Origin of the sequence: Hymenobacter psychrotolerans DSM 18569 (genome assembly GCF_900142395.1) — a bacterium.
Taxonomy (GTDB): domain Bacteria; phylum Bacteroidota; class Bacteroidia; order Cytophagales; family Hymenobacteraceae; genus Hymenobacter; species Hymenobacter psychrotolerans.
This window is the reverse complement of record NZ_FRAS01000031.1, coordinates 21,333-35,778: the sequence shown is the minus strand read 5'-3', so window position 1 is coordinate 35,778 and position 14,446 is coordinate 21,333. Positions and strand designations below refer to the sequence as shown.

The 14,446-nt window shown below is 62.2% G+C and carries 14 protein-coding genes; 4 read left to right on the top strand and 10 right to left on the bottom strand.

What is annotated here, in order from left to right; translation table 11 throughout:
* On the top strand, nt 1-270 hold a 270-nt coding region (locus tag BUE15_RS19190), incomplete at its 5' end, for an IS5/IS1182 family transposase (RefSeq protein ID WP_073288559.1).
* Nucleotides 271-355: 85 nt separating this feature from the next.
* Here the strand turns inward: BUE15_RS19190 and BUE15_RS19185 are convergent.
* The 6 genes from BUE15_RS19185 to BUE15_RS19160 all read right to left on the bottom strand — a co-directional run bounded on the left by BUE15_RS19185 (nt 356) and on the right by BUE15_RS19160 (nt 5,706).
* On the bottom strand, nt 356-1,312 hold the full coding sequence (locus BUE15_RS19185; protein WP_073288557.1) for a transketolase family protein: 957 nt from the start codon (nt 1,310-1,312) through the stop codon (nt 356-358).
* Between the two features lie 60 nt (nt 1,313-1,372).
* A complete protein-coding gene (locus BUE15_RS19180) occupies nt 1,373-2,149 on the bottom strand; it encodes a phytanoyl-CoA dioxygenase family protein (protein WP_073288555.1) in 777 nt (258 codons plus the stop codon).
* Nucleotides 2,146-3,552 (bottom strand): vWA domain-containing protein, encoded by a 1,407-nt coding sequence (locus BUE15_RS19175; protein WP_073288553.1) that lies wholly within the window; start codon nt 3,550-3,552, stop codon nt 2,146-2,148. The genes BUE15_RS19180 and BUE15_RS19175 overlap by 4 nt, the downstream gene beginning before the upstream one ends.
* A gap of 47 nt (nt 3,553-3,599) precedes the next feature.
* Nucleotides 3,600-4,502 (bottom strand): transketolase, encoded by a 903-nt coding sequence (locus tag BUE15_RS19170; RefSeq protein WP_084549192.1) that lies wholly within the window; start codon nt 4,500-4,502, stop codon nt 3,600-3,602.
* Between the two features lie 103 nt (nt 4,503-4,605).
* Nucleotides 4,606-5,055, bottom strand: coding sequence for a thioredoxin-dependent thiol peroxidase (bcp, locus tag BUE15_RS19165; RefSeq protein WP_073288551.1), 450 nt, complete (start codon nt 5,053-5,055; stop codon nt 4,606-4,608).
* 75 nt (nt 5,056-5,130) lie between these two features.
* Complete coding sequence (locus BUE15_RS19160) at nt 5,131-5,706, bottom strand: lipocalin family protein (protein ID WP_084549191.1); 576 nt, start codon at nt 5,704-5,706, stop codon at nt 5,131-5,133.
* Nucleotides 5,707-5,846: 140 nt separating this feature from the next.
* Between BUE15_RS19160 and BUE15_RS19155 the strand changes: the two genes are divergently transcribed.
* Nucleotides 5,847-7,187, top strand: coding sequence for an NAD(P)/FAD-dependent oxidoreductase (locus BUE15_RS19155; RefSeq protein ID WP_073288550.1), 1,341 nt, complete (start codon nt 5,847-5,849; stop codon nt 7,185-7,187).
* Nucleotides 7,188-7,362: 175 nt separating this feature from the next.
* Here BUE15_RS19155 and BUE15_RS19150 read toward each other — a convergent pair whose 3' ends face one another.
* Complete coding sequence (locus tag BUE15_RS19150; RefSeq protein ID WP_084549190.1) at nt 7,363-9,378, bottom strand: M23 family metallopeptidase; 2,016 nt, start codon at nt 9,376-9,378, stop codon at nt 7,363-7,365.
* Nucleotides 9,379-9,562: 184 nt separating this feature from the next.
* Nucleotides 9,563-10,177 (bottom strand): fumarylacetoacetate hydrolase family protein, encoded by a 615-nt coding sequence (locus BUE15_RS19145; protein WP_073288548.1) that lies wholly within the window; start codon nt 10,175-10,177, stop codon nt 9,563-9,565.
* 262 nt (nt 10,178-10,439) lie between these two features.
* Between BUE15_RS19145 and BUE15_RS19140 the strand changes: the two genes are divergently transcribed.
* Both BUE15_RS19140 and BUE15_RS19135 read left to right on the top strand, forming a co-directional pair.
* Nucleotides 10,440-11,234 carry a M48 family metallopeptidase gene (locus BUE15_RS19140; RefSeq protein WP_073288546.1) on the top strand — a complete coding sequence of 265 codons (795 nt, stop codon included), beginning with the start codon at nt 10,440-10,442 and terminating at the stop codon, nt 11,232-11,234.
* Nucleotides 11,235-11,261: 27 nt separating this feature from the next.
* Nucleotides 11,262-11,831 (top strand): hypothetical protein, encoded by a 570-nt coding sequence (locus BUE15_RS19135; protein ID WP_073288544.1) that lies wholly within the window; start codon nt 11,262-11,264, stop codon nt 11,829-11,831.
* Between the two features lie 192 nt (nt 11,832-12,023).
* On the opposite strand, the gene BUE15_RS19130 is transcribed toward BUE15_RS19135, so the two are convergent.
* On the bottom strand, nt 12,024-12,734 hold the full coding sequence (locus BUE15_RS19130) for an alpha/beta fold hydrolase (protein WP_073288542.1): 711 nt from the start codon (nt 12,732-12,734) through the stop codon (nt 12,024-12,026).
* Between the two features lie 44 nt (nt 12,735-12,778).
* Complete coding sequence (locus BUE15_RS19125; RefSeq protein WP_073288540.1) at nt 12,779-14,164, bottom strand: UDP-N-acetylmuramate--L-alanine ligase; 1,386 nt, start codon at nt 14,162-14,164, stop codon at nt 12,779-12,781.
* Nucleotides 14,165-14,446: the final 282 nt, after the last annotated feature.

Genomic DNA, 14,446 nt, shown 5'->3' with positions numbered 1-14,446 from the left:
GGCAAGCTCCACGCCGACAAGGGCTACGACTACCGTAAGTGCCGTGTGGCCCTGCGCAGGCGCGGCATCAAGTGCCGCATCGCCCGCCGCGGCATTGACTCCAGCCAGCGGCTGGGGCGGCACCGCTGGGTGGTGGAGCGCACCTTTGCCTGGCTCAACCGCTTCCGCCGCGTGCGCGTGCGCTACGAACGACGCGACGACATCCACTTGGCCTTTACCATGCTCGCCTGCGCACTCATCACCTGGAGAGCCGTTAAACGGTTTTGTTAGACACTCTTAGCTAGACACTAGCCCAATACATAGAAACGCCCCGGCTGCTGCCAGCAGCCGGGGCGTTTCTATGAGCAGCAGACCGTTACTTGCGGCGCGCCATTACTTTCTCCACGGCGGCCACAATAGCGGCCTCGTTGAGGCCGTATTTTTCCATCAGCTGGTCAGGCGTGCCGGACTCGCCGAACGAGTCGTTCACGGCCACCATTTCCAGGGGCAGGGGCTCTTCGCGGGCCAGCAGCTGCGCGATGGAGTCGCCGAGGCCACCGTTCATCTGGTGCTCTTCGGCCGTCACCACGCAGCGCGTCTTGCGCGCCGACTCCAGAATCAGGCGTGCATCCAGCGGCTTGATGGTGTGGATGTTGATGATTTCGGCATTGATGCCTTTCTCGGCCAGCAGCTTGCCCGCCAGGATGGCTTTCCATACCAGGTGGCCGGTGGCGAAGATGCTCACGTCGGCGCCTTCGTTCAGCACAATGCCTTCCCCAATCTTGAACTCCTGGTCGGCGGGGGTGAAGTTGGGCACCACCGGGCGGCCAAAGCGCAGGTACACCGGGCCTTCGTGGTCGGCAATGGCAATGGTAGCCGCCTTGGTCTGGTTGTAGTCGCAGGGGTTGATGACGGTCATGTGGGGCAGCATTTTCATCATGCCCACATCTTCCAGAATCTGGTGCGTGGCACCGTCTTCGCCCAGCGTAAGGCCGGCGTGCGAAGCGCAGATCTTCACGTTCTTGTTGGAATACGCAATACTCTGCCGGATCTGGTCGTACACGCGGCCGGTGCTGAAGTTGGCGAAGGTGCCCGTGAAGGGAATCTTGCCCCCAATGGTAAGGCCGGCGGCCAGGCCCATCATGTTGGCTTCGGCAATGCCTACCTGGAAAAACCGCTCGGGGTTGTCCTTGATGAAGGCGTCCATTTTGAGCGAGCCAATCAGGTCGGCGCACAGAGCCACTACATTAGGATTGGTGCGGCCCAGTTCCTGCAGGCCGGCCCCAAAGCCGCTGCGCGTGTCCTTCGATTCGGTGTAGGGAAAGTCTTTCATGCTATGAAGGGTTGGAAGTGTATCGTTGTTGTGCTTTTTATTCTGTCATCCTTCGCAAGCTCAGGATGACAGATAGTTTGATTGGTACATCGGGAGGTCTAACCGCTCCCGCCATTCCAAACCTGCGGGCAGCTCAGCAGCGCTGAATTCCAGATGTATCACGCGGCGCGGCTGCCGGCTGGTGCTTCGGTTGGAAGCATGCAGGGTGAGCGGCTGCATCAGCATGAGGCCGCCGGCCGGTACCGCACACGTCAGGGCATGAGGCGTGAAATCGGGGTGCTGCTCATTGGAGATTACGCCGTGCCGATGCGAGCCGGGCACCACGCGCAACGCCCCATTAGTAGCATCACAATCATCAAGGTGAAGTCGCAGCGTGATGATGCCTTCCAGGATTTCGCGCGGAGGCAGCACCGTGGTTTCGCCACCTTTGGTGCTCCAGGGGCCGTATTTAGCTATTTCCCGGCGCTTGTTCACGGCTATCATCACATCCTGATGCCAGGCCACCAGCCAGTTGGAGCCGGCCGGCTTGTCGAAGTAAATGGCCTTGGTCAGGTGGGGAGTAGCTCCCGGAAACAGCGCGGCCAGCACCTTCCGCAGCCCAGGCGTCAGGAGTTGCTCCCGCAACTGTGGAATTTCACCCAGCAGGTTGCGGATGGCAAACACGTTCTGGCTGCGTCGGAAGTTGGCGGAGCTGGTTTCTGCCGATTCGATGGTCTGCAGCAGCTGCGCTACTTCCTCCGTAGAGAAGATGCCGGGCAAAGTTGCGTAGCCGCTTTCGGCCAGCTGCCGGGCCGCCCAGGCAACTGGTGCCACCTCTGTTTCGGTGTGCTGCCTCATTTCCCGAAAATGCTAACCGAGCTGGTCTGGCCCGAGCGGATGGTGAAGTTGCGCACGTCGGTGAACTTGCTGCCGGTGGCGTTGGTGGTGCGGAAAATGAGCCGGTAGGCGCCGGGCTGCATGGGAATGTTCACTTTGCTGCTGCCGCCATCGGGCAGGTTGCACACCCACGTCTGGGTTTCGTCGTCGTTGAGGGTGTAGATGCTGCCGTAGCCTTTCAGGTCGGAGATGATGTTAAGCGTGCCGGGCGCCTGATACGTGATGGTGGCTTCCTGGCCCTGCTTCACCGTGAGGCGGTGCGTCTGGCGGGGCAGCGTCAGGACCTCCACTTCGTAGTCGCCGGCCAGCAGCTTCTGCCGCGCCCCGAAGGGCAGCGCCACTACGGTGGCCGCGCTGCCCCGGGCCCGCACCACGGCCTGCACCTTGCCGTAGGGGTTGGCCATCATGTTGGGGCTTTGCAGCCAGAGCGTGCCCTGGGGCGTTTTGTAGGTCAGCACGTTGGCTTTGCCAGGCTTGATGGGCAGGTTGTCCTGGCGCACAGGCGGCACCGTATTTATCACCAGGTCGTAGCTCTGCAGCGCGTCGATGTCGAGGGCGTCGGGCTTGCCCTGGGCGTCGCGGTAGTGCACGTAGTTGTATTCGGGCTGGCCGGTGATGTTGTTGAGGAACGTCATGTTCACGTTCGACTCCACCGGCTTGCCGCCCGCGTCCGTCAGGTTGATGGCCACGGTGGTTTTGGCCAGCGTCTGGGCCACCACATCATTGAGAATGGTGCTGAAGGTCTTGACGTCGGCGGCGTTGTAGTACTGGCCCAGGCATTCGAGCTGCTTGCCAAACTCCCGCTCCGCCCCGATGCCAATTACAAACGGCTTGAGAAACACGTGCTTGCGCTGCAATGCCACCGAGGTAGCGCACGGGTCACCCTTGCACGACTCCAGCCCGTCGGTTATCAGAATCAGAACATTGCGGGCTGTTTTGTCGGTCGGGAAGTCGCCGGCCGACTGCAGCAGCGAGTAGGTGATGGGCGTGTTGCCCTTCGGCTCGATGGACTTGAGGCGGGCCTTGATAGCGCCGGCGTTTTTAGGCGCAAACGGCACTTCCAGCTTCGAGTCTTCGCAGTTGTTTTCCTCGCGGCCGTGCATGTGCCCGTAAGCGCGCAGCCCCAGCTCCAGGTTGGGGTAGGCGTTGAGCGAGTCCACCATCTTGGCCAGCAGGCTCTTCGCTACTTCCATGCGCGGCCGGCCTTCCCAGGGTGCCAGCATCGAGCCCGAGGCATCCAGCAGAAACAGAATGCGCGTGACGCGGGGCTTGGCCGGCGGCACGTTCTGAGCATGCGTCGGAGCCACCAGCCACAACGTAGCCAGCAACACCCAACACCTTGCCCAGGATATGCGCTTCGCCATACCAAAGAAGCTGCGCCAAGCAGCCCGTTTTACGCCACCTGACAAGCCTAGTAGTCGGAAGCCGTATCGACGATGAGCTGCTGCAGGGCTTTTTCCAGCTGCTCGTCGTTCGGGGCCACGCCGTGCCACTTGTGCGAGCCCATCATGAAATCAACGCCGTAGCCCATCTGCGTATCCATGAGCACCATTACGGGGCGGCCGTTGCTGAGCAGGCCCTGCGCTTCCTCGATGGTCGCCAGCAGTTTCTCCAGGTCGTTGCCGTCAGTTTCCAGCACCTGCCAGTTGAAGGCTTCAAACTTGGCACGCAGGTCGCCGAGGCCGCCGATTTTCTCTGTAGGGCCGTCAATCTGCTGGCCGTTGCGGTCCACGAAGGCAATCAGGTTGTTGACTTTGTGGTGCGGAGCGTACAGGGCGGCTTCCCAGATCTGGCCCTCCTGCAGCTCACCGTCGCCCATCAGCACGTACACCGTGCGGTCGTCACCGTTCAGCTTTTTGGCCTGGGCGGCGCCGGTGGCCACGCTCAGGCCCTGGCCCAGCGAGCCGGACGCTACCCGCACGCCGGGCAGGTGCTCGTGGGTGGCGGGGTGGCCCTGCAGGCGCGAGTTCAGCTTGCGGAACGTGGCCAGCTCGCTCACCGGGAAATAGCCCGAGCGGGCCAGCACCGAGTAGAAAACCGGCGAAATGTGGCCGTTGGACAGAAAAAACAGATCCTGCCCGGTGCCGTCCATATCAAACGGCTGGGGCGTGTGCTTCATCACCTTGAAATACAGCGCCACCAGCAAATCGGTGCAGCCCAGCGAGCCACCGGGGTGGCCCGAATTTACGGCGTGCACCATGCGCACGATGTCGCGGCGCACCTGCGCGGCAATCTGTTTCAGCTCGGCTACCGATTTGGTAGCGGACGGAGCATGCGTTTCGGAGGTAGGAGCGAGAGGCGTGGCCTGCGACATAAGGTTCGGAAAGGAAAGGTGACAGTAAAGCAAAGGTAGAAACTTGGGCGGGGCGTGCCAGAAAAAAGCCCCGCCGTTTTGGCGGGGCTTTTTTCTGGCCCTGCTACAGCAGCTGGGCGGCGTGGTTCTTGGTGTCGACTTTCGTTATCACCTTCTCAATTTTGCCGGTTTCGTCAATCAGGAAGGTGTAGCGCATGGTGCCCATGTATTTGCGGCCGTACATGGATTTCTCTTGCCACACGCCATAGGCCTCAACCAGCTTCTTGTCTTCGTCCACGAGCAGCGGGAAGGGCAGGTCGTACTTCTCGGCGAACTTCTTGTGCGACTTCTCGCTGTCGATGCTCACGCCCAGCACCTGAATACCGGCCCCGAGCAGGCTCTGGTAATTGTCGCGTAGGTCGCAGGCCTGGGCCGTGCAGCCGCTGGTGTCGTCTTTGGGGTAGAAGTAGAGGGCCACTTTGCGGCCGGCGTAGTCCTGCAGGCGGTGGGTGGTGCCGTGCTGGTCGGGGGCTTCGAAGGCCGGGGCCTGCTCGCCAACTTGAGGAATGGGCATAATCAGGGGTTTGTGGCAAATGTAGCCCGGAAGTGCGCACGGCGCAACGCCCCGCCAACATCCTGCGCGCAGCGCCTACGGCTTGCCGCCGATGGGCTGCGGCGTATAAATCAGCTTATCTACCGCGAAGCCCAGGTCGCGGGCCTTGCCCACGAGCATGTCGCGCAGGTTGCGCTCCATGTGGGGCGTGCGGCTCAGCAGCCACAGGTTTTCGCGGCTGGGCGTGCCCACCAGGGCATATCGGTAGTCGGAATGGTCGAGGTCCAGCACCCAGTAGTCGCCTTCGAAGGGCCAGAAGAAGCTCACTTTCAGCTTGGCGTTGGTGGCGGTGTCTACCACGCGGGCGGTGCCGTTGGCCACCTCCGCCGGCCCGTTGAGGCCATCCTTGTGGCAGGTATTGCGCACGCTCACCTTGCCATCGGGCCGTAGCTTGTACTGGGCCGTGACGTGCTGGCAGCCCTTTTCGTAGCGGATGGGCAGCCGGGCCACCTCATACCAGAGGCCCATGTATTTGTGCAGGTCTACGTGGGGCACGGTTTCCAGCGGGGCGTGCTGCCGGCGGCTGTAGGCGTAGGCGGCAGCACCGGTAGCCACGGCGGCCCCCAGCAACGTGAGCAGGGCCGGCCGGCGGCGTTTGAGCAGGTTAGGCATAGGAGTAGAGGTAGACGAATTTCCTTCTACGCAGCAGCGCCGGAACAAGCTAAACAGTGAAACGGCAACCCCGTTTCAGACTTGGCCGGTTTGCCGGATTCGTCCGTATAGAGGCGGTAGATACTATTTCTCTCCGCCTCATGCTGCAGCTCGAACAACTCACGCTCAATATCCCGGATACGACCAAGCCGCGCGTCGTTATCATCGGTGGGGGCTTTGGCGCGGTCAATCTGACCAAGAACCTGCCCGACGAACAGTTTCAGGTGGTGATGCTCAGCAAGCAGAACTACCACGGCTTCTGGCCGTTGCTCTACCAGGTGGCCACGGCTGGCCTGGAGCCCGAGTCCATTGCCGAGCCCATCCGCAAGCTCTTCGACGACCATAAGGACTTCCACTTCCGCTTCACGCGGGTCAACAGCATCAATCCGGCCGCCAAAACGGTCAGCACCGTCATCGGCGACGTGCCCTACGATTACCTCGTTATTGCCACCGGCACCAAGTCCAACTACTTCGGCAACGAGCAGATCAAGCAGAACGCCTTCGGCCTCAAGCACCTCAGCGACGCCATCAACCTGCGCAGCCAGCTGCTGCAAAGCTTCGAGCAGGCCAACCTGACCAAAAACCCCGAGGCGCGCCGCAGCCTGCTCAACATCGTTATTGCCGGGGCCGGTCCGACGGGCGTGGAACTGGCCGGTTCGCTGGCCGAAATGCGCCAGCACGTACTGCCGCGCGACTATCCGGGCATGGATTTCCGGGAAATGAACATCTACCTCGTGGATGGGCTGGACCGCGTGCTGCCGCCCATGTCGCCGGAATCGAGCCGGCACACGCACGGCTACCTGGAGAAGCTGGGCGTTATCATCAAGCTCAACAAGTTCGTGGAGTCCTACGACGGGCAGACCGTGAAATTCAAGGACGGCGAGGAAATCAGGAGCCAGACGCTGGTGTGGGCTGCCGGAGTTGCCGGCGCCACCATCGAAGGCCTGCCCGCCGAAACCGTAGAGCGGGGCCGCTACTTGGTCAACACGTTCAACCAGGTGCAGGGCTTCACCGACGTCTTTGCCATCGGCGACGTGGCCGTGATGAAGAGTGAGAAATGGCCAAAAGGCCATCCGCAAGTGGCGCAGCCCGCCATTCAGCAGGGCGTCCACCTGGCCAAAAACCTGGTGCGCAAGCTGCGCGGCGACGAATGGAAGCCTTTCAGCTACTTCGATAAAGGCTCGTTGGCCATTGTGGGCCGTGCCCGCGCCGTCGCCGATTTGCCCGGCAAGAAGAGCCTGAGCGGATTTATAGCCTGGGTGGCATGGCTGTTTGTGCACATCTACTACCTGGTGGGCTTCCGCAACAAGCTGATTGTGATGGCCAACTGGGTGTACCGCTTCTTCACCTACCAGCGCGGCACCCGCATCATCATTCAGCCCTACGTCAACTCCGAAGACAAGGCCGCGCAGGAATATGTGCGGCTGCAAACGGTTGATTAAGGGTAAGAGAAAAGGCCCGCTTCTTCAGGAAGCAGGCCTTTTTTGTTGGAACTCCATTCCGAGCGGAGCCGAGGAATCTCGCTAGTGTGGTAACTACCATGGCAACATCAGCACGCGAGATTCTTCGGCTCCGCTCGGAATGACGGTTTGTTTTGATCTGGCGCGCCGGCCAGGCTTAGAGTGTCACGTTGATGACTTTCTCGTTGCCGGCCTGGTCGGTGAGGCGCAGCGTGGCGGGGCCGCGCAACGGTGGCCCTAGCTTGTCGGTGCGCTCTGAAAACAGCGTGGCGTTCTTGTGCTCGAAGCGCAGCAGATGAAACTGTCCGTTCACTTCCAGCTTGTAGGAAGCCAGCCCCGAAAGGTCGTCGCCGACTTTGAACACCACGCCACCCGGGCCTTTGCTGAGCAGCCGCCCCGAAGGCGGAATGGTGTCGGTGAGGATGCGGAACTGCCCGAACGTTTTGATGTTGGCCGAAATGGTAGTGCCGGCGGCGTCCCACTTGCCTCCCACGTAAGCCTTGCCGCCCTTAGCCGTTACGCCGTAGATGGCCGTGCGGCGCGGGTCCGCCACGGGCGCATCGGGGCGCAGGCTGACGCGCAGAGTCTCATAGAGCGGGGTGCGGGGCAGGTGCACGGTCCAGGTGCCGGCTTTGTAGCTGGTCTGCACGTACAGCGTGTCGAACAGCGTTTTGGGCGAGAAGCTGAGCTGCAGGTTGTGGGTGCTGAAGGCGAAATCCTGGCCCGATGGAATGATGGCCTGCCGGTCGAAGCGCTTCGTGACGCCGCCAAACTGCAGCGAGTCGGGCAGGCCGGCGCGCAGGTCGTAGAGGTAGGTGTTTTCGCTCTGCACCGTGTAGCTGGGCTTCAGGGTGAGGCGGCGGTTGCCTTTGAAGAGCGTAAGCGGCCCACCTGTAGCGGCCGTGTCGGGGTCGGTGGCTACGGCTACCAGCAGGTTGCGGCTGATGTCGTAGCGCAGAGCCGGCTTTTTCACCTGCGCCGAGCGGGTTTTGTAATAGCTGGGGTCCTGCCCGCGCAGCACAAAGCGCAGCGGCGTCTGGTTGCCGTAAGAGTCAGCCAGAATGATTTCCACGGCGTAGGTTTTGCCGGCCTCCACCCGCAGTCGGCCTTTGCCCGGGCCGGTGCTGTACATGCTAAGGTCGTTGCCGTCGTCCACGAACAGCTTCTCGAACTGCCGGCCCTGCGTGTGGCGCCACTCGTAGTCTACGTGCCGGTTGATCTGGCGGGAGCCTTCCGGAAACGGAATATCATCCACTACGTGCTTATAGAGCGGCTGGCCGTTGACGCGCACTTCCACCCGCTGCAGCCCGTTTTTGTTCCAGACCCCATCAAACCGGTCGAAGGCCTGCACCAGCAGCCCCACCTGCCCGAAAGCCGGAATGGTATCGGCCCACACATGCCCGCCGCCACCCGGCAGGGCCGGAGCCGTGGGCACAAACACCGATTTGCCGAAACGACCCTGCACACGGGCCTCAATGCCCAGCGCCTCCACGGCAAACGCCTGCAGCTGCGGCGGCACGTGGTCCTGGATTTCGGGGAAGCCCCCGAACTGCAGAGGGTTCAGCTGGTTGTCCTGGGCGTCGCGCACTTCCCAGTGCAGGTGCGGGCCCGCCGAGCCGCCCGTGTTGCCCGAAAGCGCCACCACCTCGCCGCGCTTTACCGGAAATTTGTCCTTGTCAAAGAACAGCTCCAGTTCGTAGGTCTGCTTGGCGTATTGCTGGCGCAGCAGCTCCTCAGCGGCGGCCCCCTTAAAGTGGTTGAGGTGGCCGTACACCGTGGTCATGCCATTCGGGTGCGTGATATAGAGCACGTTGCCGTAGCCAAACGAGCTTTGCTTGAGGCGGGAAATGTAGCCGTCGGCGGCGGCGTGCACCGGCAAATCCACGCGGCCGTCGGTCTTGATGTCGAGGCCGCCGTGGAAGTGGTTGGGGCGCAGCTCGCCCATGCTGCCGGCCAGGTAGTTCTGCTGGCCCGGCTTGATGGGAAACAGGAAGTAGCCGTTGGGAACTTCGGGCCGCGCACCTGCCGCCGGCAGAGTAGCAGCGGGTTTTTGCGCAACGGTGTCGGGCTCCTGGCCGCCGCACGAAGCCGGCAGCGCCCCCAGAGTGATAAGCATTGGCAGCAGCGCCAGGCTCAGAAGCCGGCGGGGCTGCAGAGAAAAAATATCGGGCATTCAGAATGAAGTCAAGGAAAGTCCGGCTGGGTGGGTGCACCGGCCGGAAAAAAGGTGGCAGCGCCGGCAAACGCCCTGCAGTAATGGCGCGGCCAGGCCCGCGTGCCAGTGGCAACAGCAACGACCAAACTCCGGGCAGCGTACATCAAGCCGCAAAAAAGACGGCTGGAGGCCGCCGAAAAGGCTATTTAACGGCCAGATTCAGCAGTTGCAGGTCTTCGATGTAGCCGGTCAGCTGGTCGCCGAGCTTCACCGGGCCCACGCCGCTGGGCGTACCCGTGAAGATAAGGTCGCCCATTTTAAGGGTGATGAACCGCGAAATGTAGCTGATGATGTTGCTGAAGTCGTGCAGCATCAGGCCGGAGTTGCCCTGCTGGCGCACCTCGCCGTTCACTTCCAGCCGAAAGTTGATGTTTTTCAGGTCCGGGAAGTCCGCAACGGGCAGGAAATCCTGCGACAACGGGGCTGAGCCGTCGAAGCCTTTGGCCAGCTCCCAGGGCAGGCCCTTACTTTTGAGCTTGCTTTGCAGGTCGCGGGCCGTGAAGTCGATGCCCAGCCCGATGGCGTCGAAATAAGTAGGCGCAAACTTCTCCTCGATGTTTTTGCCGTTGCGGCAGATGCGCAGCACCAGCTCTATTTCGTGGTGAATGTCCTGCGAGAAATCGGGGATGAAGAACGGCTGGTTGCGCTGCAGCAGGGCCGTGTCGGGCTTGGCAAAAATGACGGGCGCGTCGGGCGTTTCGTTCTGGAGTTCAGCAATATGTTCGGCGTAGTTGCGGCCAATGCACAGGATTTTCATGGAGCGGCGTGAGGGGCGTGGAGTCTGGGGCGGCGGGCAGGCTGAACGGTTGGGAGCCTTAGTTGGGAAGTCAGCCCGCCGCGCACTCAAAAATAGGCGTAATTCGCGCCGGCCAACCTGCAACGGCGGAAAAAAACGGGTACGCAGCGCAGCACGCAGGGTTGAGCAAACATTTTGCCTGCCCTCCGACGTATAGAAGAGCCTTCTGCCCCGACGCCTTTCCGGCGCGGCAGCTTCCATTTTCCCCAAACTCCCGTTCCCGATGATCAGAAAATTTGCTCTGGCCAGCTGCCTGTTCGTGGCCGCCGCCTGCTCCACGGTTCCGATTACGGGCCGCCGCCAGCTCAGCCTCGTCTCCGACGCGGAAATGAACACGATGGCCGCCACCGAATACCAGAAAGTGCTGGCTTCCAGCCGGGTGGTGAGCAGCGGCGCGCAGGCGGCAATGGTGAAGCGCGTGGGCCAGCGCATTCAGCAGGCCGTGGAAACCTACTTCCGCCAGCAAAACGCGCAGGCGCAGCTCGAAGGCTATGCCTGGGAGTTCAACCTGATTGACGACAAGCAGGAAAACGCCTGGTGTATGCCCGGCGGCAAAGTGGCCGTGTACAGCGGCATTCTGCCCATCACGCAGGACGAAGAAGGCCTGGCCGTGGTAATGGGCCACGAAATTGCGCACGCCGTAGCCAAGCACAGCTCGGAGCGCATGAGCCAGCAGATGGCGGCACAGGGCCTGGGCGGCGTGCTTTCGGCCTCGGCCGGACAAAACCCCACGGCCACGCAAAGCGTGTTTCTGCAGGTAGTAGGCGCAGGTTCACAGCTGGGGCTGCTCAAATACGGCCGCAGCCAGGAGTCGGAAGCCGACCACCTGGGGCTGATTTTCATGGCTATGGCCGGCTACAACCCCGACAACGCCATTGCTTTCTGGCAGCGCATGGACGCGCGCGAGGGGCAGGCCGCGCCGCCGGAGTTCCTCTCCACTCACCCTTCCAGCGGCACGCGCATCGCCGATATTCAGCGGGAGCTGCCGGAAGCCCGCAAATACTATACGGCCCGCTAACCGGCGCCTTGTTCCTATATTTCCCGCATGATGCTATCCATTCGGCCTTTTCAGCGCCTGCTGCTGGCCGCCCTGCTGCTTACGGCCACCCTGCCCGCCTGCGAAACCACTAAAAAGGGCTTTCCGGAGATGAACTCGCCCAACGGTGAGCTGGATGAGGCTGCCCGGCGCAAGCGGGAGCCCGCCAGCAAACTCATTGCTTCCGTCGGCGACAGAGGGCTGATTAAGTACGTGCTGCCCCGCGAACAGCTGGCCCTGGCCTTCAACCGGCAGTTCGGCGACGGCACCACCATCGACAAAACGATGGTGCGCAAGGTGCAGGGCAAGGCCAAGGACAAGGCCATGTTCTACGTGGTAGGGCTGGGGCTGCGCAACGGCATGTTCCGCGGTATGGCGCTGCCGCTCACCGTGTCGGGCAGCGAATTGTACCTGAGCTCCAGCGCCTCACGCTACATCATCACGGGGGTAGGCTGCACGTTCTGCTTCTTCAATTTCGAAGACAACGACATCGTGGGGACTTCCTGCGAGGAAAATACCGGCGGCAGCAGCTGCGACCTGCGCGTAGAAGACAACAACACCCTGTTTACACCCCGCTAGCCATGCTCAGCCGCACCTGGATTCTGCGTCTCTCGCTCACGGCCCTGGCCCTGCTCGTCACTACAGACCGGCGCCGCCCGCGCCCAGCTGTGCCGCCCCGCAAGCCGGAGGAGAAGTAGTCCACCATAACATAATAAAAAAGGCCCGCCAATCGGCGGGCCTTTTGCGTGCCAAATCGTAGCGCGCTAGGAGTTATACCCTGTTTTCCTGCACCTGCTCCACAAACCGAGCAATGCGCGTCACCAGCAAGTCGGGGTTGACTTTTTCCAACGGGTGCGGGGTGTTCATGATGATTTCGAAGGTAGCGCGGGGCATGAAATCGGCGAAGTGGCGGGAAGCATCTACGCCGGCCGTTTTGTCCAGCTCGCCCACCAGCACCTGCACCGGCACTTCCAGCGTGGCCAGGTTCTGCGGGGTGAGCAGCGGCACGTCGCCGAGGCCGCGCATGAGGCTGGCGGTAGCGGCCAGCAGCTCGGGCAGCGGGGTAGGCGCATGCAGCTGCTCCAGGTGCTCCACAAACTGCGGCACTTTCTCGCGCATCTTCTCCGCATCCAGGAACCGGGTTTCCAGCGCCGCCGTGGCCGGCGACCAGTCGAACTTGGTGCCCAGCGTGGTGATGCTGCCGAACAGCTCCGGCGCGGACACGGCCGCCGCCAGCGCTGCGTAGCCGCCCATGCTGTAGCCGAATACGTGCACCGGCGGCAGCTGCCGGCTCCGGATAAACTGCTGCACTTCCTGCGCGAAGTGCTTCATCGTCTGCTCGGCCGCTACCAACGGCCGGCCGCCGTGCCCGCTAAACGAGAAGGAGTGCACGGCATAAAAAGGCGGCAGCTCCCGTTTCAGCCACTTCAGCTGCGCCTCCGACGCCAGTGCGCCGTGCAGAAGTAAAATCGTGTGTTTCATAGCATAGAAGCCGCGGCAGTGTTATGCCACGGCAGGCCCGGGAGTTACTTGGTTACTTCAGCCGCCAGCTGGTTCAGGTCCAGCCCGTCAAACGTTCCCGACGACATCATCAGCAGGTTGGCGTTCTGCCAGTTCTGCGCGTGCAGGAAAGCTGCCAGCTCCCGGCTGTCGGTGAACACGCGCAGATCGGGGCGCTGAAAGGCGGCCTGCACCGCCTCCGGCGGCAGCGCCGGCAGGCGCTTGTGCTCCAGTACGTGCGGGTTGAAATACACCACGGCCGTGTCGGGCGCATCGAAGGTGTGGGCGTACTGCGGCAGGAAGGCCGGATTGAGCGAGCTGAACGTGTGCAGCTCCAGGCAGGCCACCAGCCGCCGCTGCGGGTACTGCTTCTTGAAGGCCGTGGCGGTGGCTTTCAGCTTGCTGGGCGCGTGCGCGAAATCCTTATACACCACCGAATCGGAGCCTTCTTTCACCAGCTCCAGGCGGCGGGCGGCTCCCTTGAAGGTGCCGAGGGCCTCGTAGAAATCCTTGCCCTTGATGCCCAGCTGCTTGCAGACTTCCTTGGCGGCTGAGATGTTGCGCAGATTGTGCTCCCCGAATACCTGCACCGGTACTTCCTCATCTTTCTTGTTGAGCAGGAAGGTCTTGCCGTTGCGAATCACGTGTTCGTGCGGGCCGTAGCCGATGTACTGCACGTCGGGGTTGCTCGGTACCGTCACCAGCTGCACCTGCTCGTCGTCCCGGTCGTAGATGAGCGTGCCGGCCTTGGGCGTTATGTCGGCGAAGATCTTGAACTGCTCCCGGTAGATTTCCTCGGTCGGAAACACGTTGATGTGGTCCCAGCTGATGCCGGAAATCACCCCGATGTGGTGCTGGTAGAGGTGGAATTTCGGCCGCCGGTCGACGGGAGAGGAAAGGTACTCGTCGCCCTCAATAATGATGATGGGCGCGTCCTCGGTCAGCTGCACCATCAGATCGAAGCCTTCCAGCTGGGCACCCACCGCGTAGTCGAACTTGCGGCCGTGGTAGCGCAGCACGTGGAGAATCAGCGACGTGATGCTGGTTTTGCCGTGCGAGCCGCCAATCACCACCCGCTGCTTGTCGCGGGACGCTTCATAAATAAACTCCGGAAACGAATACACCCGCAGACCCAGCTCCTGGGCGCGCAGCAGCTCGGGGTTGTCGGGGCGGGCGTGCATGCCCACAATCACGGCGTCGAGGTCGGCGGTTATCTTTTCCGGAAACCAGCCTTCTTCGGCGGGCAGCAGGCCGGCGGCGGCCAGGCGGCTTTTGGCCGGCTCAAAGATTTCGTCGTCGGAGCCCGTCACCTGGGCGCCGCGCTTGTGCAGGGCCAGGGCCAGGTTGTGCATAATGCTGCCCCCGACGGCAATCAGGTGCAGGTGTTGGAGAGAGGAGGGCGTGGCAGCCATTCAGGATAGTAGATAAGGGGTTGGCAAAGGTAAGCTGATTGGGTGAGAGGTGGCCGGGGCTGGCCGGTGCGGGCGGGCAGAAGTTGGCGGCGCGAAATAAAACAGCCGGCCAGTGGCTCCCTGCCAGTCTGTTACCCTTCGGGCTGGCCGCGCGGCCGGCAAAAAAGAAACCTTTCGTCCGGCTCCCGGATTGTAGACCTCAGCCGTTAGCTTTGTACCCCCTTTGCAAAAACCCGGGGCGGCAGGCGGAAGAAACCCGGCTGATACCGACCGCAAACCGCC

Coding starts and splice junctions, on each gene's coding strand:
- BUE15_RS19185 (WP_073288557.1), bottom strand. CDS start 1,312: ATGAAAGACTTTCCCTACACCGAATCGAAGGACACGCGCAGCGGCTTT.
- BUE15_RS19180 (WP_073288555.1), bottom strand. CDS start 2,149: ATGAGGCAGCACACCGAAACAGAGGTGGCACCAGTTGCCTGGGCGGCC.
- BUE15_RS19175 (WP_073288553.1), bottom strand. CDS start 3,552: ATGGCGAAGCGCATATCCTGGGCAAGGTGTTGGGTGTTGCTGGCTACG.
- BUE15_RS19170 (WP_084549192.1), bottom strand. CDS start 4,502: ATGTCGCAGGCCACGCCTCTCGCTCCTACCTCCGAAACGCATGCTCCG.
- bcp (WP_073288551.1), bottom strand. CDS start 5,055: ATGCCCATTCCTCAAGTTGGCGAGCAGGCCCCGGCCTTCGAAGCCCCC.
- BUE15_RS19160 (WP_084549191.1), bottom strand. CDS start 5,706: ATGCCTAACCTGCTCAAACGCCGCCGGCCGGCCCTGCTCACGTTGCTG.
- BUE15_RS19155 (WP_073288550.1), top strand. CDS start 5,847: ATGCTGCAGCTCGAACAACTCACGCTCAATATCCCGGATACGACCAAG.
- BUE15_RS19150 (WP_084549190.1), bottom strand. CDS start 9,378: ATGCCCGATATTTTTTCTCTGCAGCCCCGCCGGCTTCTGAGCCTGGCG.
- BUE15_RS19145 (WP_073288548.1), bottom strand. CDS start 10,177: ATGAAAATCCTGTGCATTGGCCGCAACTACGCCGAACATATTGCTGAA.
- BUE15_RS19140 (WP_073288546.1), top strand. CDS start 10,440: ATGATCAGAAAATTTGCTCTGGCCAGCTGCCTGTTCGTGGCCGCCGCC.
- BUE15_RS19135 (WP_073288544.1), top strand. CDS start 11,262: ATGATGCTATCCATTCGGCCTTTTCAGCGCCTGCTGCTGGCCGCCCTG.
- BUE15_RS19130 (WP_073288542.1), bottom strand. CDS start 12,734: ATGAAACACACGATTTTACTTCTGCACGGCGCACTGGCGTCGGAGGCG.
- BUE15_RS19125 (WP_073288540.1), bottom strand. CDS start 14,164: ATGGCTGCCACGCCCTCCTCTCTCCAACACCTGCACCTGATTGCCGTC.